This window comes from Acidovorax sp. GW821-FHT10A04 (genome assembly GCF_059415825.1).
The window spans coordinates 309,604-329,849 of the sequence record NZ_JBWKNZ010000001.1 but is presented as its reverse complement, the minus strand read 5'-3'; the positions used below and the strand labels follow the sequence as shown (position 1 = coordinate 329,849).

Annotated in this window: 15 protein-coding genes; 7 read left to right on the top strand and 8 right to left on the bottom strand. The window is 61.6% G+C overall.

The genetic code is table 11. The features are described 5' to 3' along the window. Window positions 1-1,095: 1,095 nt before the first annotated feature. The 3 genes from AC07PF_RS01560 to AC07PF_RS01550 form a co-directional block, all read right to left on the bottom strand. Complete coding sequence (locus tag AC07PF_RS01560; RefSeq protein WP_494610631.1) at window positions 1,096-5,649, bottom strand: DUF4347 domain-containing protein; 4,554 nt, start codon at window positions 5,647-5,649, stop codon at window positions 1,096-1,098. Between the two features lie 840 nt (window positions 5,650-6,489). Further along, window positions 6,490-7,065 (bottom strand): OmpH/Skp family outer membrane protein, encoded by a 576-nt coding sequence (locus AC07PF_RS01555; RefSeq protein ID WP_409960940.1) that lies wholly within the window; start codon window positions 7,063-7,065, stop codon window positions 6,490-6,492. Window positions 7,066-7,416: 351 nt separating this feature from the next. Next, entirely contained in the window at window positions 7,417-7,749 is a 333-nt protein-coding gene (locus tag AC07PF_RS01550; protein WP_494610630.1) for a hypothetical protein, read from the bottom strand. Between the two features lie 187 nt (window positions 7,750-7,936). Between AC07PF_RS01550 and AC07PF_RS01545 the strand changes: the two genes are divergently transcribed. After that, window positions 7,937-8,338 carry a hypothetical protein gene (locus AC07PF_RS01545; protein ID WP_007850350.1) on the top strand — a complete coding sequence of 134 codons (402 nt, stop codon included), beginning with the start codon at window positions 7,937-7,939 and terminating at the stop codon, window positions 8,336-8,338. A gap of 202 nt (window positions 8,339-8,540) precedes the next feature. After that, the gene (locus AC07PF_RS01540) at window positions 8,541-8,972 is read left to right on the top strand and encodes a hypothetical protein (RefSeq protein WP_494610629.1); all 432 of its coding nucleotides are present in this window, start codon (window positions 8,541-8,543) and stop codon (window positions 8,970-8,972) included. A 72-nt stretch (window positions 8,973-9,044) separates the two neighbouring features. On the opposite strand, the gene AC07PF_RS01535 is transcribed toward AC07PF_RS01540, so the two are convergent. From AC07PF_RS01535 to AC07PF_RS01525, 3 genes are all read right to left on the bottom strand, one after another. After that, the gene (locus AC07PF_RS01535; RefSeq protein WP_494610628.1) at window positions 9,045-10,214 is read right to left on the bottom strand and encodes an ATP-binding protein; all 1,170 of its coding nucleotides are present in this window, start codon (window positions 10,212-10,214) and stop codon (window positions 9,045-9,047) included. A gap of 624 nt (window positions 10,215-10,838) precedes the next feature. Then, window positions 10,839-11,618, bottom strand: coding sequence for a hypothetical protein (locus AC07PF_RS01530; protein WP_494610627.1), 780 nt, complete (start codon window positions 11,616-11,618; stop codon window positions 10,839-10,841). A 346-nt stretch (window positions 11,619-11,964) separates the two neighbouring features. Beyond that, complete coding sequence (locus AC07PF_RS01525; protein WP_494610626.1) at window positions 11,965-12,288, bottom strand: hypothetical protein; 324 nt, start codon at window positions 12,286-12,288, stop codon at window positions 11,965-11,967. Between the two features lie 139 nt (window positions 12,289-12,427). Between AC07PF_RS01525 and ku the strand changes: the two genes are divergently transcribed. Genes ku through AC07PF_RS01505 form a run of 4 tightly spaced genes read left to right on the top strand, consistent with a single transcriptional unit; the run spans window position 12,428 to window position 17,407 of the window. Continuing rightward, window positions 12,428-13,324, top strand: a complete 897-nt coding sequence (ku, locus tag AC07PF_RS01520; RefSeq protein ID WP_494610625.1) for a non-homologous end joining protein Ku — start codon at window positions 12,428-12,430, stop codon at window positions 13,322-13,324. Window positions 13,325-13,357: 33 nt separating this feature from the next. Continuing rightward, complete coding sequence (locus AC07PF_RS01515; protein ID WP_494610624.1) at window positions 13,358-13,540, top strand: DUF3606 domain-containing protein; 183 nt, start codon at window positions 13,358-13,360, stop codon at window positions 13,538-13,540. A 7-nt stretch (window positions 13,541-13,547) separates the two neighbouring features. Beyond that, the gene (ligD, locus tag AC07PF_RS01510) at window positions 13,548-16,979 is read left to right on the top strand and encodes a DNA ligase D (RefSeq protein WP_494610623.1); all 3,432 of its coding nucleotides are present in this window, start codon (window positions 13,548-13,550) and stop codon (window positions 16,977-16,979) included. Beyond that, on the top strand, window positions 16,976-17,407 hold the full coding sequence (locus AC07PF_RS01505; protein ID WP_494610622.1) for a GFA family protein: 432 nt from the start codon (window positions 16,976-16,978) through the stop codon (window positions 17,405-17,407). Before ligD ends, AC07PF_RS01505 begins: the two co-directional genes overlap by 4 nt. Before the next feature lie 288 nt (window positions 17,408-17,695). Here AC07PF_RS01505 and AC07PF_RS01500 read toward each other — a convergent pair whose 3' ends face one another. Then, the gene (locus tag AC07PF_RS01500; protein ID WP_494610621.1) at window positions 17,696-18,325 is read right to left on the bottom strand and encodes an HAD family hydrolase; all 630 of its coding nucleotides are present in this window, start codon (window positions 18,323-18,325) and stop codon (window positions 17,696-17,698) included. Window positions 18,326-18,709: 384 nt separating this feature from the next. Continuing rightward, entirely contained in the window at window positions 18,710-19,051 is a 342-nt protein-coding gene (locus AC07PF_RS01495) for a hypothetical protein (protein WP_494610620.1), read from the bottom strand. A gap of 213 nt (window positions 19,052-19,264) precedes the next feature. Here AC07PF_RS01495 and AC07PF_RS01490 point away from each other — a divergent pair, with 213 nt between their 5' ends. Beyond that, window positions 19,265-19,456 (top strand): hypothetical protein, encoded by a 192-nt coding sequence (locus tag AC07PF_RS01490; RefSeq protein WP_494610619.1) that lies wholly within the window; start codon window positions 19,265-19,267, stop codon window positions 19,454-19,456. Window positions 19,457-20,246 lie beyond the last annotated feature (790 nt).

Below are 20,246 nucleotides of genomic sequence, written 5' to 3'. Positions count from 1 at the left end.
GCGACTATGTGGTCGAGTTCCCGGTCGGCCAATACGCTTCAATTCGAAGTGCACTTGACGCCATTTTCCGAGGACGCGAGGGACTCAGCATCAGTCGTTTGGGCGCTTGATGCGGGGTCCGCTTCTGGTCGAGGCTGTGTGAAAACGCGCGCTGCGCCCTTGACTTGGCAGCCGACTCAGAAATCGATCGCTCAGATCGGCCTATAACGCACGATCTCAATGCGAGCAATGGTTAAAGTACCCCCTCGAAAGTCCTTTATCGACGTCTTCACCCAGCCTCGGCCCCATCCAGCCACTGCTACCATGACGGTAACCAGCCAGAACCTAACCATCGATGGTCCCTCCCGCAATGAAGTTAGACGATCAGCAAGACTCCACGGTGCGTCGCGCCTTGATCTATTGGGACAAGCGATGGGATTGGGAGTGTCCATCGCTATTTGGCCTGTCGCACGAGCAGTACGGCATCGTCGTCCGATCATGGCCGGGCGACTCTGATGCCCACTTGCTCGCAGCGTCTGCAGCTCTCCGCGAGCTGTTATATGGCGCTTGCGCGTTGCACGATTGCGAGGCTGTCAGGACTGCCCTTGGGGTGGACAAAGCATCAGGCGTAACGCTACTCGACACGTTGGTGGGCGAGCTAGACAGGCGAGCATCATGCGCGTGAACTCGCCCGAGCAAGAGAGCTATTGAGTATTGCCTTCTCGCGAGCACCAGCGAGCTGCCTCGTTTGGAGAGTCCGCTTTCGGGGCGGCACCTAAGACTGCTTTGGGCCCAAAGCTGTCCTTCGCTCTTGCCCATAGCCGCCGGACGCTGATACCCGGAAGCGGTCACTCACCGTGCGTGAATTGAACGACTGGTTCTGGGATGAGGCGAGAGTCGGCAATGGGCCCAAAGCTGACTTTGCGTCAGCTAGCCTTGGGGCCCGCTTCCAAACGGCGAAAGGGGGGCCGGATTCAAAGCCGAGGTGCTTTCGCTCCCTGCCAGGGTGATCTCGGTCCATTGCCATGCGTCGCATGCTTCGCAGGGGCTTTGCCGCACCTCATGCGCCGGCAATGAACCCGTCAAGCGCGTGGGCAGGGGCAGGGAGGGCGAGTTTCAAAAAACGGGCAGCCCTACCAGGGCGATCTGTGCCGCGCCCACCGCGTCAAGGTGCCCTTCCATTGGATACTCCGTTGCGCCGGGGGGCGCCACCGGGGTCCGGTAGGCCTGGCCCCCGATCTGCAGAATTTCGATGCTGCGCAGCGTATCCACGTCGCCGCTGGCGGTATCGCGCACCAGCACCTCCTGCTGGCCAGTGGCGGCGTTGGTCTGCAGGGTGAAGCGGTACTGCTGGAGTGTGCCGAAAAATACGGCCATGTCCGTGCCCTCGCCCCCGTCCAGCATGTCGCTGCCCCCGCCACCGATCAGCACGTCGTTGCCCGTGCCTGCAATCAACGTGTCGTTGCCGCTCTCGGCGCTCCAGCCAGCCTCGGACAGCACAGCGTTCTGGACCAGGCTGAGCTGGGCACCGGAGGCGGTCTGTGTGGTGATGGATGCCATGACCTGGGGCAGGTGCACCAGAAAGTCCAGCGCCTGGGCCCACGTGCCTCCCTGCCCGAGGAAGTCAACGGCAATCTTCACGTTCTGCGCCGTGGCCTGCGGCGCACCCAGTGCCTGGGTGATCAGCGCCTTGGCTTTGTCGGCGGTGCTGGCGCTTGCGGGCAAGGTGCCCTCAAACCAGTTCCATGCACCTTGCAGCAGATCGGACCGGCTCCAGGCGGGGCCGGTCAGGGCGTTCATCGCCTCCAGCGTCGGGAGCTGGCCGGTGAGCGCCTTGAACAGCAGGCTGGTGGTCTCCAGCTTGCCGTAGTCGTGGCCTAGCAGCGCCAGGCGCGGGTCGATGACTGCAGCGCCCTGCAAATTAACCGACAAGGATGCCTGCGGCAGTTCGCTGAGCAGCGCCTGGCTGGCGACGTAGCCCACGTGCAGTCGGCCATCGCCCGCCAGCGCGAACTGCCAGGTGCCCGCATCGCTGGGGCCGCCGATCAGCACGTCGTTGCCGGTTCCCCCTTCCAGGTGGTCATGGCCTTTGCCGCCGACGATGACATCGTTTCCGGCGTCCCCGTACAGGCGGTCGTTGCCGCCCTGGCTGCCGACCACGTCATCGCCGCCGCCTCCGTGGAGGACATCGTCGTCCGCTCCCAGCACGATCCATTGGCTGGAGCCATCGCCGCTGGCAACGTTCTGGCCCTGGCCACCCACCACGCGCACCGCGCCGACGACGGCAATGAAGTCGATGTTGTCCACCTGCACCAGGGAGCCGGCCGGCAGCGCTCGGGCGTCCAGGATGACGGCCTGCTTGCCGTCTGCGGCCAGGGTGCTGCCGCTGATGACGAGGGGAGCCTTGGGGTCGAAGCCTGCGCCCGTCGTGACCTTGATGGTCTGTACGGTCAGGGGCTCGCTGGGGTCCATGCTGGCGTAGAAGACCTGCCCGTTGTTGGTCAGCTCGGTGTTGCCCGCTGCCAGACGTTCGATGCGCAGGCCCAGCTCGGCCAGGGCTGCGGTGCCGGTGACGGCGATGGGCAGTCCCTCGGCCTGCAAGCCCACCCCCACGGGCACGCCCACCTGCACGATGGGGTGGCCATCGGGCCCCTTGACCAGGGGGATATCGGCCAGCGCCGGGTTTGGTGTGGCTACGCTGTCGGGCCGGGAGGACGGCACCACGGGGATGGTGATGACGACGCTGCCGCCGTCGCCAGGTGCGCTGGTCACGGGCACCCCATCGACCAGGTTCGACGCGGGCGGCTCGGGGGGCTCTGGCGCGACGGGGGCGACGCTGACCAGCCGCGTGCCCGCCGCGCTGGCCTTGCTGCCATCGTTCACCACGAAGGAAATGGTGCGCACATCTGGCGAGGGGTCGGCGGACGTGTTGCCGTAGGAGACCACGCGCAGTGCCGCCTGCCACTGCGCCAGCGTGGCGGTTGCGCCGGCCGACGCGAGGGTGAGCGTGCCCGTGGCGCTGTCGTAGCTACCGACAATGTTGCCGAAGGTGGCTGCATTGCTGTTGACGAACTGCAGGCGGTCTTCGGCCGCATGGTGGTTGTTGGTGATGCGCACCGTGGCCGAGGCCAGGGTAGTGTTGTCCAGGTCGGACACCGCCAGCCCGCCGTCTATGGCCACCCCGCTTTGGCCTTCGGTGTATGCCGTGGTGCCTGCCGACGTGGACAGCACCGGCGTCTGGTCGACCGCCGCGACGGTGACTGTGCGGGTGGCCAGCACGCTGGGCGTGGCGCCATCGTTGGCCTCGAAACTGATCGTGCGGGTCGCTGTGTTCGGTGTGACCGCGGTGTCGGTATAGGTTACCGCGCGCAGGGCGCTCTGCCATTGGGCCAGCGTTGCCGTGGCGCCAGCGGAGGCCAGTGCCAGCTCCCCTGTGCCGGCGTTGTACGTGCCGGTGATGTTGCCAAAGAGGCCTGCGTTGCTGTTCACGAAGGCCAGCACATCCTGTCCCGCGCTGAAGTTGCCGGCAACCCGCACCGTCGCGGTGGCCAGTGTGGTGTGGTCCACATCGCTCAGCGTCAGGCCGCTGTCGATGGTCACCGGCGTTGATGCGGTGTTGTCGCCAGCGGTGAAGGCGGCGCTGCCGCCGCTGGTGGTGACGATCGGCGCATCGTTGACCGCCGCCACGGTGACGGTGGACGCCAGCGACACCACGGTGGTGTCCGCGCCTGCGTTCGCGGTGCCGCCGTCATCCTGCACCTGGTGGAGGGTGACCACCCGCGTGCCGGCCGTGGGGTTCTCGCTGCCGTTGCGATAAGTGATGCCATTGAGCAGCGTCTGCAGGGCCGATGCGTTGACGTAAGGGCTGCCCTTGGTGAGCGTGACCGTGGCCACGCCACCCGATACGCTCACCGACACCTGCATGCCGTTGGTGGCGGTCGACAAGGTGTTGGCGTGGGTCAGTGCGACGTTGGTGCCATCGATGCGCAGCACCTCGCTGGCCCCATCGCTCACCTGGTTCACCGTAAGAACCAGCGACTTGAAGCGCTGGCCGCTTTCCACCGCACTCAGGGCGCTGACGTTGAACAGCGCCACGCCGCTGCCGTTCTCGGTGTAGGTGGGCGAGAGTGCACTGCCGGTGAGCGTGGGCGCGTCGTTGACTGCCTGCACCTGCAACGCGATGTTTGCTCCAGCGCTGGTGGCGTCCACGCCGTCATGCAACGTCACCTGCACAGTGCGGAGGTATGTCAAGGGGTCGTTGGCATCGGTGTTGTTGTATTCGACACTGCGAACCAGCGCCTGGGTCGCTTGCGCAGTGGCGTTGCTGTTCAGGCTGATTTCCAGGGGGCTGTTGAGAGAGCCGCCGCTGAAGGTGCCGATCGCCACGCCGCCGTACAGCACCGTATTGCCGGAGACGCCGATCTGGCCCGCACCGGTACCCTGGTTGACTATGGCCAGCGTGTCCTGGGCCCACACGTTGTTGGTGACGATGCTGAAACTCAGCTTGCCGCCGTCGAAATTGGCATTGTCGGTATCGGTCACCACGGCATCGCTGCCAGCGTCCAAAAGCACCGGGCTGCCTTTTTCGGTGAAGGTGACCGCGTCTCCGTTGATGTTGCCGATGACGGGCGCGGCATTGATGGGGCCCGCCATGGACACCGCGATATCGTCGACAGCGATCGAAATGTCCGTCTGGCCATTCGTGCGAACGATGCGGATCTCGTCCAGCGCAGTCCATGGTCGCCCTGAAACGGACACGACACTCCCACCCGAGAGAGGTGACGCTACCTGGAAATCGATTTTCGCCCCAGCTACCTGCGCACCGTTTCGGTAACCCACGAGGGAGTAATCGTTGCCACTGCTAGCGTAATCTTCCAAAGTGATGGATTGAAGAGAGAACTCCTCGCCAGTGGTGGACTTGAGCACGGCTGCCGCATTGCCAAGGGAATTGTCGGGCTGACCCATGAACACTATTGCCTTGTCGCTGGAGTCGTTGGCCAGTCCGGTGATGGTGGATTGGTTGGTCGCCACCATGAGGCCCTGAGCGTCGTTGTTGCCATCACGGCCCAGAATCGACAACGTCCAGCCATTGACTTGAAAGCTCTGTCCCTGGGGTACTATGGTTTGCTGGCCATCGGCCAGAACCACCGCATCGAAGGTTTCGTAGGTCGGTGCGGCAAGCAGCGTTCTGAAGCCAGCCAAGGCGGCAGCGTCTGCCAGCCCGGCGGCCTCGATGGCGCCCGTGCTGCGCTCCAGACTCCAGTTGCCGCCCAGGGCCGCCGCGCCGGTGTTGTCGCCCGAGGCTGCAACATCGGCTGCGGTGATGGCCGCAATGCTGTCCAACAGGGCTTGCCCCTCACTGCCGGCCCCCACCCTGCAGCCATAGAACAGCAGATCGCCCCGCTCCGTCAGCGCCTGGCCAATCACCCGCAGGTCATCGGCGTGCGCGCGAATGGTGGCGGACGTGAGCCATGCGGAGCCTGCCTGCACGGCACCGGGGCCGCCGTGCGAGAACAGCGAAATCGACTCCAGGCCTTGCCGCCCCGCCACGTAGGCCGCCATCTGGGCCAGTCCGTCCTGGCTTGCATCGAGCACCACCACCTGCGCGCCGGCCGGCAAGCTTTGTGCGATCCGGGTGGCGTCTTGTACCTGGCTGTCGATGAAGACCAAGTGCGCACCGGCAGAGGCCGCGGTCAGCGCATTCGCGGATGGATCGCCACGCGTGGCGAGTGTGGCAGCGGCGGTGGGCTGGGAGCCACTGTTGTGAATTGGGTCAATCTGTGTATTTGCCAATGCAGTGAACGTCATGAGTCTGCTATCTCAGCGCCTGCGTGGCGCGCAAGTATGAATATTCTCGGCGGGCATTTTGGCCAGGAGCGGCGAGCGTAGCAAGCATTGAATAGTCATGGCTTGCGTGAGCGCCTTCACGCTGACGGGAACATCACGTTGGGAGCTCTAACGATGGCAAGTCTCCATGAGTGCGTTCGCGCTGTAAGCCAGCGACTGTTTCGCGCCTCGACAGGGATTAACACGCTGCACGCTGCGAGAACGGTGGCAACCATCCCTCTGCACTCGCATGGAGCCTGCCAGTCCAGGATGCTAGGGTGGCGTGCGGGCCGAACTTGACTGGGCGTTACCGCACTGTTGTCCGGTTGTTCCAACCCAGGAAGTCCAAGGGTGCAAGACGCCCGCCACCCGGTGTACGGGCCAGGGCACTGGATCCACGGGCCGGGCAGCCATGATCCAAACGGAAGCGGCAGATGATCCAAAATCCGTCGTGCGATCGGTGGCTTGTGCGACGGCCGCCGATCCCGCAACCGACCACCATCCACGGTAAGATGGCGGCCATCCCATCTTGACCGCCAGCTTTCGATAGCCGTGAACTTCCGCTCTGGGCCCCAAGCAGCCTTTCATCGAGCTGTCGGCACCAGTCCGCTGATAAGAGCCTGTCATCAATCGTCAAGTTTGCGAAGCTCGCCCAAAATAAGTGGCGTTCGTCGTGAGCACCTATCACTGCGCCGCAGGGGCAGCAGTCGCGAGCGCTTTCATCACCTCGTTAGTGATGTCCACCGTTGGCGCAGCCATAACGGCATCCTGCAGTATCAGGTCGTACTTTTCCTGCTTGAAGATCTGGCGGATCGCACGGTGTGTCAGCTCCCATAGCTCGGACTTCTGCTCGTTGCGGCGCTGAGCTACCTCTTCATTGAACTCACGGAGCTTTCGCATGAGGTCGCGTTCCTGATCGATCAGTTCGCGCCGCCTGCGACCGATATCGTGTTCGGACAGCGTGGGTCCTTCCTTATCCAGTTGGTCGGCCACGGCCTTGAGGTGAGCTCCCAACTCATCCAGTTGCCTCTGTCGAGGGAGGATTTCGGCAGCCAGCTTGTCCTCCATAGCCCTGGCGGGGAGCGACAGGAGCATCACACGCTCGAAGTCCACGTAACCGATCTTAAGTTGCTGAGCCAGCGCGGATGAAGGAGCCAGAGAGATCATGCACGCCGCCACCGCGCCGGTGGCAAAGACAACCGCTGTACGGCGGGCCACCGCGGAGGTAGCCACCGAAAAGGTCAAGATAAATCTGTTCATCAGAATGGCGCTCCGACGTGGATGTGAAAGCACTGGATGTTATCCGGCGCCCCAATAAACAGCCGTTCCTACACTCAACGCTCAGACGTCATTGGGCAGCTCTGCAGGTTTCAAAAGCCTCTGTGTCGATTCTCTGTGAAGACGGTACACCGACCGTCCGCTTCTGGCCGATAGACGAAGTCTAGCCCACCGTCCCAACTGTTTCCCCGCGAGTGGGCAGGCAATCTGCCGACGTCTGACCGTGGTGTCGAACTCTGTGACGACGGTGCCGACCCGGTTGTCCAGAAGTTCCGAAATACGCAGCCTCCGCACGCAAGCACCTTTTCCTGCCTGAGCTGCGGCTCTGCTAGCCTACTCCCCCAAGCCCTGTTCAAGCCGTTGCACCACGGATTCCCGAAAGCGCTGTAGCTGGGTTGCCACCCTGGCCTGCAACTCCAGCGCCACGTCTTCCGACATGGGCTCTGTACGCCGGGAACTCGTGCGCGCGATGTCGATGGCGCCCTCCATGAACTCTTCAAAGGCCTCGGGCTGGTTCAGGAATTGCTGCGCATACAACATCTCCAGCAGGTAGCGCTGAGCGGAAAGTCTGGCACTTTGCTCCATCAGCTCCGTGTGAAAGGGTTCGGCCAAGCGGTCAAATAGTTCTGTCAAGCGCTCTGGCAGTGCGTCTCTCGGCGTTGTCATGTCGGTCTCTCCTGGGCTTGGTAGCTGGAAAGGCGCAAGGGTTGCGCCTTCACTGCTGCACAGGGTAGTCGATGGGGAAACTCCGGTTTGCACACAGGATGTTGTCTGACTTACAGCCCGCCCGCTAGGTATGACCATCGCCCGTGTCCAATCAGGAGCTTGTCCTGTCTGCCACCGGGTACACACCATGTTCCTCAAACTAGTCACTGACGCACCTAATCCGGATGAACGCACCGCCTTGGGTGCACTCGACGCCGTGCGGATGATTTGCGCCCTGGGTGGCGTTGAGCCTTTTATGGCGTGGCGAGACTACGTTGCCTTGCAGGCGTGGCACAGCCACTGGTCTGCCGATGGAATGGTATCCGCTGCAGAACGGGAGGGCGCCGCCTTGTGGGAATCGGCCCTGGTTGCCACGCGGCGTGCACTGAAATTGCCCTTGAGTGCACAACTTGACATCGAGTTCGTGTTCTCCCACCGCCTGCCTCTGGCAGAGCAGCATGGCCCAGACCGCTACCTGTGGCGCCGCAACTGGGCCTGGACACTGAATGAATGGGCCCGCACGACCTTGACCAAAGTGCAACGCGTGTAGCTGCACTGGGCGCTGCAAGAACGAACCATGCCAGGCTGGCAGGGTTACGACGGACCCATGAGCGATGGATCTGCCAAGAAATCAGCGCCGTGCAGCGGCGAAAAGGAGGTCTGCAAACAACGATACGGTGCATTTTTGCTGGTGAAGGTCCAGCTGATCAATGACTTGTTCTCCAAAAACATGGCGCATAGCCAACTCAACCATGAGCAACCTGACTCACCCCAACAGCAAGCGTGGCCTCGATTTCGCACATGTGGCTTTGAATCTGGCCACCCAATGGCAGGGCCCTGTCGTCATCAAGCTAAGAAGCTACCGGGCACTGGCCCTGAGCGGCCTGGAAACCTTCCGGGCAGATGCGCTCGAGGTGCCGCAAGCGACCGGCTTCATCGAACTGATCGGCCCGCGCTCAGGCACCGCCGCGACATCTTTGCTGGTCGGATTCTCGAACCAGGACCAAGGGCCGGTTGGCACTTTCGAGCTTCGCAGCAACGAAGCCGTGGGAACCTTGATCCTGCCGGGGAAATACTTCACTTCCTGGCTGGAAATCGCCAAAGCCCCCAATGCCCACTTCCGAATAGGCGGAGACGGCCAGCGCAACGCGTTGGCGTCAGATGCGGCGCTGCTGCACTTCTAAATCGGGAGCAGTTAGAAAACACCCACAACTTAGAGGGTGCAGTGCGTGCAAGTGTGACCGTTCAGCTAGCTGCTATGTAGCAAGTGGCCCCTGGTCGGCAGCTATGGCAACCCGAGGCAAACGCAGTGTGAACTCGGTAGCGCTAGCGTCGGATGTCACCTCGACCGTACCTCCGTGAGCGGTCGCAATCTCGCGAACTACGTACAAGCCAAGCCCCAGGTTGGCTCCCGCCACCTGGGCGCTGCTGTCCGCCGGTTGGGACTCTTCGCGGGACTCCTCACGCACCAGAGGGTCGAAGAGCTTGGGAAGCAATGCTGCCTCAATGGGCTTGCCGGTATTGCGCACGGTCAGAAGGACGTCGTCCCCGGTGCCATCGAGCTCTACCCACACGGGCGAGCTCGGAAAACCATACTTCAATGCGTTGAAGACCAAATTGGACAAGGCCTGGTGCAGCCGCCGCGGATCCCATTCGCCGCTGAGGTCACCCCGGCTTTGCAAGATGAGTTCGCGCTCGCTTGAAATGGCATCGATCTCATCAAGGGTGTTGCGCGCAAACTGGTCCAGCTGCATGTGCGTGGGCGACAGGCTGAGGCCTTTACCCAAGCGGTAGGTTGTGAACTCCATCAGGTCATCGAGCAGCGCCTTCATTTGGGCCACGCTGCGCAGAATGACCGGCGCGTGGCGCACCTCATCGGGCCACTTTCGCAGCTCTACTGTCGCTGCGCCCGCGATGGTGCTCAGGGGGCCGCGAAGGTCGTGCCCGAGGACACCCAGAAAAAGATCGCGGGCTTTGTTCAGCTCGGCAATGAACACTTCTACGGACTCCGCCAGCGCTTGATCAATGGCTTCGCTGAAACGAATCACATCATCAATGTCTTGCAGCTGCGCCTGGTAGTCCGAAGCTTGCCAGAGCCTCAATACGGTAGCCCGCAGTGCTCGGTATTCAGCAACCATCTGGCTCACTTCGAAGCCCTGCCGCTCACGCTGTCGCGCGTGGCTTCGAGAGGGCACGCGCGGCGAGGTGGAGGCCAGCTGGCTAATTCCTTCGGACTTGATGCGCCGTTCATCCTCGTCCTGGGGAATTTCCATGTTGCGCACCAGCTCTTCGAGAATCTTCTTGCCGTGGTCTTCCAGCGCGACGTCATCCAGATCCTGCGCGGCAGGCGTTTGAGTTCGTGCGAATTCAACCCACGCCTGCAGGATTTGGGCGTGGTTGTGTGTGATGAAGTCTGCGAGTCGCATTTTTATATTGTGCCTCGGGTGTGCCGGCACCGTACTTGCTCGCATCTCCGACCACGACAGCAGAACCCATCGGGTCGTGCTGCCGCCTACCGATTGGGTGAACAGCAGTCTTCTACACGGCCCAATCTCAGAGTGTTGGGCCCTCTAACCCGGGGCGATTCAACCCCTGCACAAGCCACTACAAATTGAGGAGTCTCAGTCCGACACTCAGGCGCACACTCGAAAGTATGCTTTGCTCATATCCCCGCAGAGGCTGCTATGGATACTCAACACACCGATGTCGCTTTCCATCGACGGCTGGCCGGCGAGTTTTCCCGACCCCGTCTGCAGCGTAAACGCCTGGACATTTTTTGGGCAGAAGTACTATTGATGGCGGCATTGTCGGCAGGAGTGCTCGTGGGAGTGTGTGGATCAGAGGATGTGGCCCCGCCTGAGATAGGCGCACCTTTGCAGGCATTTACACCATCGACCTTGGTCGCCCTTGTTTCTATCGGCGCCAGCACGTGAAGACCACGGGCCTCTTTTCCGAATTTTGAATGCCCTGCCATGGGTCTCGCCAGCATTGCAAACGCTGACCTCTCGACAGAAATAGAAAGGCGGCCATTTGGCCGCCCTTCTCATGCGTTACGACTGGTCCTTCGATTTCGAGCCACTGCCAGTACTGGAAGTGCCTGAACCGGACGTGGCCGAAGCATTGTTAGAGCGCGACTGCTGCGAGCTATCGGTATCGCGACTACGGTTGCTGCGCCAGGTGTTGAAGTCTTCCGAAAACTTCTTGTAGCGCTCACCACGCCAGCTCTCATAGTCGTTGTCCAGGTTGCGCAACTGCTCATTGCGCCACTGCTCATAGTCAGGATCGTACCGGCCACCATGCGACGTGCCGTCCTGTTCCCGGCCGCCCTGGGCAAAGCGGTTTGCGTCGCCATAAAAGCCCTCGCCGTAACGATCGCGCCCCGCGCGATCGCCGAACTGGCGGTTGCCAAGGCCAGAGTCGTACTGCTGATTGCCATATCCGGACGAATACTCGTCACGCCCATAGCCGTAGCCAGAGCCGGCCTGGCGCGAGCCGCTGCCGTGGTCGAACTGCTGCTGCTGCCGATTCCATGAGGATCGGTCGTCTTGGTATTGCTGACCACCACCATAGCCGCCATAGGTGGAGGCACCTGGCCCGCCGTAGCGGCTGGAGCCGTAGTCGGAACCGAAGTCGTTGCCACGGCTTTGGCCACCATAGCGGTTGAAGTCGCTTTGCTGGGCTTGCTGGCCGTAGGCACGGTCTTGGTACCCGCCCTGCTGTCGAGCGCTGCCATAGCTATCGTCCCAGCTTTCGCCATGGCGGCCAGATTGATCACTGCCATCGCGCCCTTGGAAGCGACGTTGGTTATCGTCATTGAAATCACGAGCCATTGCTATCTCCAAATTGAGTGGTGTTTGCCAGTCTCAGCAGGGGCCTTTCCACCGACTGAGGGCATCAAGAATGCGCCGCCAACACAGGCTAGCGCGTAGGTCTACGCTGACAGAGGCGTCGGAAAATTGGCAATGTGAGTAACCGCTTTTGACGCTCGAAAACGAATGCAACTGCCGCTGCAAATAACTCGGGTGTCTCTCATTTCCATGGAAGCAACGTCAACACAAGGACAACCACCACGGCGAGCCATACCAGCGAGGGGACCATCCATGATCTAGGGGCTGGCGGCACAGGCGCCGGGACATCGTGTGATTTGAGTCCTGGTACCGGCATGCGTTGCCCCCTTCAATTCGCAAGACCGAAGCCGAAGGCGGAGCGTGGTGCGCTGCTCGAGTCGTCGATGGCTGGAGCTTTTTCCGGCTTGTTTTCTCGAGGCTTGGCTGATGCCGTTGCAGCTGGCTGACGAGGACCTGCATTGAGATCGGGGATGAGGGATTGCAGCTTCCACAAACCCTGCGCCATGGCGTCCTTGAATGTCGGGCTGCTCGACTTGGCGCGCTCCAGTTCCATCCACTCGCCATCGCGGCCACGCTCGTTCAAAACCCACACGAAATTTCCTTCCGTGGGCTCGTCGACGTAGACGGTGATATAGCGCAGCGCAGAGATCATCGTCGCAGTATAGGCCGGGCCAATACGCCTGGTAGGGTGCGAGCGCCTACTGTGCACGTGAGCAAATGCCTACAGGTCAGCTTTGCGCTGCATCGCACACTTTCAAAACCCGGGATCCCCGCGCGTGGAGAAGATCAGCATGGCAACTGGAAGCCGCACCCTTTGGAAGGGCGCCATCACTTTCGGCCTGGTCCATATTCCTGTAGGCCTGCACACAGCCGCTACCAGCGAAGGCGTGGACTTCGACTGGCTGGACAAGCGCACCATGGATCCGGTGGGCTACAAGCGCGTGAACAAGTGCACCGGCAAGGAAATCGACAAGGACAACATCGTCAAGGGCGTGGAATACGAGGACGGCAAGTACGTCATCATCAGCCCGGAAGAAGTGGAAGCCGTGTTTCCTAAAACCACGCAGACTATCGAGATCGAGCGCTTCATCGACGCCAACGAGATGCCCTTCATCTTTCTGGAGCGGCCGTACTTCGTAGCGCCGGTCAACAAGAGCGACAAGGTGTATGCGCTGCTGCGTGAGACGTTAATCGCCACGGGCAAGATCGGCTTGGCCAAAGTCGTCATCGCTACGAAGCAGCACCTGGCCGCGCTGGTGCCCTCGGGGCCAGCGCTGGTGCTCAACTTGCTGCGCTGGGGCGACGAGGTCAAGGGCCTCGACTCGCTGGAGCTGCCGCCTGCCGGCGCAAAGAGCGTGAGTGCCGCGGAACTCAAGATGGCCAAGCAGCTCGTCGCCGAGATGTCCGGCAAATGGAATCCCGATGACTTCAAGGACGAGTTCCGCATCCAGGTGATGAAGCTCGTCGAGAAGAAGGCCAAGGCTGGCGAAGGCAAGACCGTGGTGGAGCCTGAGGAGGAAGCGCCACAGTCCGGTGGCGAGGTGATCGACCTCACCGCACTGCTCAAGCGCAGCCTGAAGGGCGGCGCCAAGAACGAAGCGAAAGCCCCTGCCAAGAAGGCTCCCGCGAAGAAGGCGGCTGCCAAGAAGACCCCAGCGAAATCCGCCCCTCAAAGAAAAGCCGCCTGACGGCCACAGATCACCAAACCCAAGGAGACGACCATGTCCGATGACAAGACCAAGACCGGCGGCCAGGACCGCACCCGCATCAGCCTGAGCGAGGACTACGAGGTGCGCGACTGGGCCAAGAAGTTCGGCGTGACCGCCGACGAACTCAAGGCCGCCGTGAAAGCCGTGGGCAACGACGCCAAGGCCGTCGAGGCGCACCTGAAGGGCGGCCGGTGAGCATGCGGTGCGCGTTGCGACCTGGAACATTAACCACGTCAACAAGCGCATAGACCTGCTTGCGGACTGGCTGCGGCGCACGCAGCCCGACGTGGTGGCGCTGCAGGAGCTCAAATGCCCCACGGCGCAGTTCCCCACCACAGCCATCAAGGCGGCGGGCTACAGCGCCGTGGTGGTAGGCCAGCGTGCATGGAACGGGGTGGCCCTGCTGTGCCGCGAGCACGAACCTTTGCCGGTGGTCACCACACTGCCCGGCGACGCGACGGACAAAGAGGCCCGCTACTTGGAAGCCGCCATCAATGGAGTGCTCTACGCCTGCTTGTATCTCCCCAATGGCAATCCGCAGCCCGGCCCCAAGTTCGACTTCAAGCTGCGCTGGTTTGAGCGCCTGCGCCTGCGCACGCAGGAACTGTGGGACTCGGGCTACCCTGTGGTGTTGCTCGGCGATTGGAACGTCGTGCCGACCGACGCCGATATCTACAAGCCCGACACCTGGCGCGACAACGCACTGCTGCAGCCAGAGCCTCGCGCGGCCTACGCCGCCATCCTGAAGCAGGGCTGGACTGATGCCATCACCCAGGTGCATAAGAAAAGCGTGCCCTTCACCTTTTGGGACTACCGCCGCAAGCGCTGGGAGCGCGATGCCGGACTGCGTATCGACCACATCCTTACGGGGCCGCTGCTCAAGGTGGTGGACGCCGGTGTGGACCGGGAAGAGCGCGGTCGGGACGGAACTAGCGATCACGCGCCCGTGTGGGCTGAACTGGCGGTGCAGAAGAAGGCGTCCGCACGCCGCAAGGCTGCGGCGGCAACACGCCCTGCGCCGGTGAAGGCTTCGAAGGCCGCGCCGGCACCGGATGAGCCACTGGCCAAATACAACGCCAAGCGCGACTTCAGCAGGACAGCAGAGCCTGCAGGTGTGCACAAGCCCACCAGGCGCGGCAAAGATGCAGTCCCCTCGGATGCGATGCACTTCGTCATCCAGAAGCACTGGGCTTCACGCCTGCACTACGACTTTCGGCTGGAGCTCGACGGTGTCATGGTCAGCTGGGCGGTGCCTAAAGGGCCCTCGTACGACCCGGCCACCAAGTCCATGGCCATCCACGTCGAGGACCATCCGATCGACTACAACACCTTTGAAGGCTCCATACCCAAGGGCGAGTACGGCGCGGGCAAGGTGATCGTGTGGGACCGCGGCACCTGGGAGCCTGTGGGCGACCCGCGCGAGGGTCTGGCCAAGGGCAAGGTGATGTTCAAGCTGCACGGCCAGAAGCTGGCCGGGCTGTGGGAGCTGGTGCGCATCTCCAAGCCCGGCGAGAAGAAGCAGGACCAGTGGATGCTGTTCAAGAAGCGCGGAGATGCGTGGGCACGGCCGGGCACCGAGTACGACGTGATCACCGCGCTGCCTGATAGCGTGGTGGACAAGCCGCTCGGCCTGATCGAGGAGCGGGAGCCAAGGGATGCCCAAGCGCCTCGGCGCACCAGCGCTGCCGACACCGACACCGCACTCCAGGCGGCCAAGAAGGCGAAGCTGCCGGCCATGTTGGAGCCCCAGCTCGCCACGCTGGTGTCATCCGTGCCAGAGGGAGATTGGGTCATCGAGACCAAATTCGATGGCTACCGGGTATTGGCGCGCATCGATGGCGACGACGTGCGCATCTTCACGCGCAACGGCAACGACTGGAGTGACAGATTGCGCCCCATCGCGGTCGCGGTCGCACAGCTTGGTCTGACCAGTGCATGGCTGGACGGCGAGATCGCCGTGCTCAACGATGCCGGCATCCCCGACTTCAACCGCCTGCAGAACGCGATCGACAGCGCGCAGGTCAGCGACATCGTGCTGTTTGTGTTCGACGTGCCCTTCCTGGGCGACATGGACCTGCGTGCAGTGCCGCTGGCTGCGAGAAGGGCTGTGCTCAAAGAGCTGTTCGACGAACGTGAGAGCGACACCGTGCGCTTCAGCCAGTCGTTCGAAGTTCCGCCCGCGCAGCTGTTGGGGGCGGCTTGCCAGATGGGTCTGGAAGGCGTGATGGCCAAGCGCGCAGATGCGCCCTATGTGTCCGGCCGCACCGATACCTGGGTCAAGCTCAAATGCCAGCACCGCCAGGAATTCGTGGTGCTGGGGTTCACCGAACGGTCGAACGCTACCAGGGAGGTGGGCAGCCTTTTGCTGGGCTTCCACGATGAGGGACAACTGCGTCACGCGGGCTCGGTCGGTACAGGTTGGGATTCGGCTGCAGGCAGGGACTTGCACACCCTACTGACGAAACTGGAGGTGAAAACACCGCCGGTGAGTGCGGCCGAGGTCAAACCGGGGCGCTGGTCGAAGCGCCGGGCCGGCAGCGAGCGCTGGGTGAAGCCAACCATGGTGGTGGAGGTTGCCTTCGGCGAGTGGACCCCTGACCAGCACATCCGCCATGCAGTGTTCCGAGGGATTCGCACCGACAAGCCCGCCAGCGAGATCGTTCGGGAGCGGGCCAAGGCGGCGCCAGCAAACGCGAGCGCCACGGCGGCCCCCACGCCCAAAGCGAAAACGAAGGCCAGCAGCCTGAAGATCAGCAATCCGGAGCGCGTCATCGATCCCACGACTGGGCTGCGCAAGATCGACCTGGTGCGCTACTACGAGAGCATCGCCGAGCGCATGCTGCCGCATTTGAAGAACCGGCCAGTGTCATTGGTGCGCGCTCCGACTGGGATCACCGGAGAGTTGTTCTTCCAGAAGCACTCCGAAAGCAAGATGCCCGGCGTCACGGACTTGGACCCAGCCCTGTGGCCCGAGCATGCAGCACTGCTGGCAGTCGATTCTGCGCAGGGGCTGGTCTCTGCGGCGCAGATGAATGCCGTGGAGTTCCATACCTGGAATTCCAAGATTGCACGCATCAACCAGCCTGACCGGTTCATCCTGGACCTGGATCCCGGCGAAGGTGTGACCTGGCCCATGTTGCAGGAGGCGGCCGAACTCACGCGGGTGATGCTCACCGAATTGGGCCTGGAGAGCTGGCTCAAGACCAGCGGTGGCAAGGGCCTGCACGTCGTGGTGCCCATCACCCCGAAGCTCGAATTCGACGAGGTGAAGGCGTTCTCGCAAGCCGTGGTCAAGCACATGGCCAAGGTCATTCCGTCCAAGTTTGTGGCCATCATGGGCGGCAAGAACCGGGTGGGCAAGATCTTCATCGACTACCTGCGCAACGGGCATGGACAAACCACTGCTTGCGCGTTTTCGGCGCGATCTCGACCTGGTATGGGTGTCTCGATGCCGGTAGCGTGGGAACAGCTCAGGGAACTCAAGGGTGGGGCGCAGTGGACCATCGCGACTGCCCGTGAATACCTGAGCTTCCAGCAGGAAGACCCTTGGCGTGGCTACTGGAAGAAGAGGCAGTCCATCACCCGCGCATCGCAGCTTCTAAGTAAAACCCTCCCCGAAGTGAAACGATCATGAACAGCCTTTCATCGACATTGAAGACCCGCTCCGGTGGTTGCCATTGCGGCGAAGTGCGCTACGAACTGCAGGGAGACGTGGCCAATGCGACTCTATGCCATTGCACTCTGTGTCGCGCGACAACGGGCGCGCCGGTGGTCGCATGGTGCAGTGTCGAGGCGACGAATTTTCGGTTCACTCGAGGTGTGCCGCGCAGCTATCGGTCAACGCCTCATGGCATGCGCACCTTCTGCGCCACGTGCGGCACACAGCTCACCTTTCAGGAGAACGGGGAGACCGGCGTTGATATTACGACAGCCAGCTTGGACGAGCCGAACGCGGATGCCGTGGCCCCCCGCGACCATACCTACGCGCGAAGCGAAATTCCCTGGATGGGTAGCGCACACGCATTGCCGCGCTTTTGCACCACTAGGCACCATGAGAATTGAGCGCGGTGGTACAGGTTGCAACCCTCGCAACCTCGCTGCCTAGGCGTGGCTGCGCACACCCGATGTTGCATTGCTGCCAGGTCCTTGGACATCATATGGTCGAGGCAGGAGGGGATTGAAACTATCGGGCACAGGAGCGCACCTCTGCAGCAGTGTGCTCCGGACAATCTGATTGGAAATGTCCATTATGGGCAGCAACGTAGTGGCAGCCAAGATTCCCTTACAAGACGAACTCAGGCAAAAAACATGATCGGCGTGTTCGTCTCTAGACAGAGATGCTCTGTGGAACTAGACCGTTCGCGAACCCGGATTGCGTTCAGTATGGAGCATCCACTCGCTGAACTTCCACAGATCACGGTGTGAGGAGTGAATCTCGTCGAGCTCTGGCCCGACGTTGGGCGTCCCATTGAGGCCCCTGCAGATCAGTGCGCGATGAACACTTGTGGCTATTCCTCGGAAGTACGGCAGATAATCGTCAACGAAGACCAGTGGCGCAAGCCGCTCAATGGCGTCGGCCTTCGGGCTTCGTTGCTCTGCTGAGCGTCCTGTCGCGATCACACGCTCAATGGGAAAACCCATGTCCCTCAGATTCCTGAGGCGTGCGCCTTCAAACTGCCGAGCAAGCGCAGAGACGCATACCAAGTCATACCCTGCGTCGTGAAGCCGATGGCATGCTTCAACTGCCAAGTTCAGGGGTGGAATAGAGGACCAGAATTGCTCGTCCATGCAGGCCCGTAGAGCGGCCAAGCGCTCACCTTCAAGAAATTCGACGGCCCACCGGTCGAGGGGAGAGTAAGCATCCTTGTCCCGCTCCAGAGGGCGATGGCCAAAAGCGCGCTCCCAAACAGATGCATAGGCCAAGCCGTAGTCGAGGAGCACCCCATCGGCATCCAGGGCGATGATTGGTTTGGCGCTCATATCAGTGCTCCTGTAGGAAGTCTGGGAATTGGAGCCGTGTCACTTCCGGGTGCTCCTCAACCGACCAATCATGGCCATGTTTGCTAACACGCCCATGTTATGAGCTGAGCTAGGCTAGCGCCCACAGATGGTCTTTGTCCTCGCTCCAAGAGACGAGGTAGGTGCTGCTCATTGATCTGCCTCGGGCGGAATTGGAATCCATGGATCACCCTGCCGCCATGGCTGCCCATCCAGAAACTCCGAATCGCAACCGGTGCAGCGCAGCCACTGCGTTGTGCGCATGGCACCGTGGGCATCGCGCGCGATCACCTTGCGGTAGCTGGTCGCGCTGTAGATGCCGCAGCAGTTCCGGGGTGATGGGAAACAGGTTCCATGCCTGCAGTACTACCCACGATCATCCACCACGTTGAATTCGAACCGGAAATTGACCGCAGCCGTGTCGGGCAGCGTCAACACCAGCCGGGTTTCCTGAGGAGGGAAGATGGTTTCGCCGTCACTCTCGACAGCGCCATGGCTCACGGAGAGTGTCTCGATCTTGCTAGTCAAGGTTTTGCGCGTCGCATCCCAGCCGAACTGGCCGGGGCGCAGCTTCTGGCGCTGCAGCCAAGTCCAGATCTCGACCAGCTCGGCTTCTACTTCGGGTTGCTGAGTTCGGCTGGTCTGGGCCAAGGCGGAGAACACATATTGCTGGTCCCTAAGGACCCATTTGAATTGGAAGTGCTTCATCGGTGGGAGGTGGAGAGCCTCGATTGTCCCAAAAGCCGACGATCGCGCCCATTCGTCTGGCGTGATATCGCGCGCTCCACTGCCACATATATTTGGCATTTTGCGAGCCAATGCCCAACATATGTGGACCATTGGACCCACGGCGACCCGAAGGTCTGCAAGCTCCAGCACGGCAGCACGATGATCTATGTGAGCTACGGGGGAGACCAGTCCATGGGCGCCCGGCTGGCGATCGCCCAAGCCACCATCGAGGCCGCGATGGGCGAGGTGAGCAGCTTGCTTGCATTTGCCCTGTCGATTTCCGAGCACCAGCACTCCGGGTTCTGGCGAAACGCCAGGCGAATAGTGTTGCAGCGACGTCCACTTGCCGTCTTCGCCATACGCGACGCGCTGGACAGAGCGTAGCGCCCGTCTACGAAGTCTCCTGGAACCCCTTCTTTGGCCCTGCATCGGGTACCGCGCTGTCCGAGGATGGGGCGCAGGAAATGGTGCAGGCGGATGGCCCCCCGCGGGACGAGGCCGGGGGTAGCGTCAGCGCTTTGCATTGTTGAACCAGATGGGTACTCAGATGTGGTTCGAAGTCCGGAACCCGTTCGGATAGGACGTGGATCATCAGTTGCTCGACGAGAGCTACTTCTTGCTTATGCCGCCAGCATTCAAACCATTCGAGGCAGAGACGAGCACAACGGCCCTCGTCAGTAGTTCCGATATTGCATAGGAACGCAATCAGTAGCAGGCACAACGCATCCAGTCGTGAACAGCTCGGAAGAGCACTCACTTCTTCGGGTGTATTCCAACACGCCTCTCTTTCGAACTCTATTCTGACGATGCCCTCCGGGCAGGAAAGATTGTATGGAACTCCTCCGAGAATCCTTCTTCGCATAAATAGGTGATGAGAGAACTGCACAACTTCGTTCCGATTTTTGCCCAATGACATCAACTCGAAAAATGGAGATTGATACTCGCGTCGGAACTCTTCATAAAGAGGCAGTGCCCAGGCAACGGGACTTCCTGTCTTCTCTTCTCCACTTGGGACCTGTGTGCCTCTGGCGTAGCGCTTGAACGCTTCGGGTGAACGGAATCCCGGAATGAGACGCTCTGGCCGTGTGTCTTGAATGAACTCAATTTCGAGCTTCTTCAAAGACATTCCTGACTCGCGCGACATCGCGGCAAATGACAGTGCAGCGCGAAGAGC

What these genes read in the sequence shown, in the direction of transcription:
- AC07PF_RS01555 (WP_409960940.1), bottom strand. Translation starts at nt 7,065, where the DNA reads ATGAACAGATTTATCTTGACCTTTTCGGTGGCTACCTCCGCGGTGGCC.
- AC07PF_RS01550 (WP_494610630.1), bottom strand. Translation starts at nt 7,749, where the DNA reads ATGACAACGCCGAGAGACGCACTGCCAGAGCGCTTGACAGAACTATTT.
- AC07PF_RS01545 (WP_007850350.1), top strand. Translation starts at nt 7,937, where the DNA reads ATGTTCCTCAAACTAGTCACTGACGCACCTAATCCGGATGAACGCACC.
- AC07PF_RS01540 (WP_494610629.1), top strand. Translation starts at nt 8,541, where the DNA reads ATGAGCAACCTGACTCACCCCAACAGCAAGCGTGGCCTCGATTTCGCA.
- AC07PF_RS01535 (WP_494610628.1), bottom strand. Translation starts at nt 10,214, where the DNA reads ATGCGACTCGCAGACTTCATCACACACAACCACGCCCAAATCCTGCAG.
- AC07PF_RS01530 (WP_494610627.1), bottom strand. Translation starts at nt 11,618, where the DNA reads ATGGCTCGTGATTTCAATGACGATAACCAACGTCGCTTCCAAGGGCGC.
- AC07PF_RS01525 (WP_494610626.1), bottom strand. Translation starts at nt 12,288, where the DNA reads ATGATCTCTGCGCTGCGCTATATCACCGTCTACGTCGACGAGCCCACG.
- ku (WP_494610625.1), top strand. Translation starts at nt 12,428, where the DNA reads ATGGCAACTGGAAGCCGCACCCTTTGGAAGGGCGCCATCACTTTCGGC.
- AC07PF_RS01515 (WP_494610624.1), top strand. Translation starts at nt 13,358, where the DNA reads ATGTCCGATGACAAGACCAAGACCGGCGGCCAGGACCGCACCCGCATC.
- AC07PF_RS01505 (WP_494610622.1), top strand. Translation starts at nt 16,976, where the DNA reads ATGAACAGCCTTTCATCGACATTGAAGACCCGCTCCGGTGGTTGCCAT.
- AC07PF_RS01500 (WP_494610621.1), bottom strand. Translation starts at nt 18,325, where the DNA reads ATGAGCGCCAAACCAATCATCGCCCTGGATGCCGATGGGGTGCTCCTC.
- AC07PF_RS01495 (WP_494610620.1), bottom strand. Translation starts at nt 19,051, where the DNA reads ATGAAGCACTTCCAATTCAAATGGGTCCTTAGGGACCAGCAATATGTG.
- AC07PF_RS01490 (WP_494610619.1), top strand. Translation starts at nt 19,265, where the DNA reads ATGGGCGCCCGGCTGGCGATCGCCCAAGCCACCATCGAGGCCGCGATG.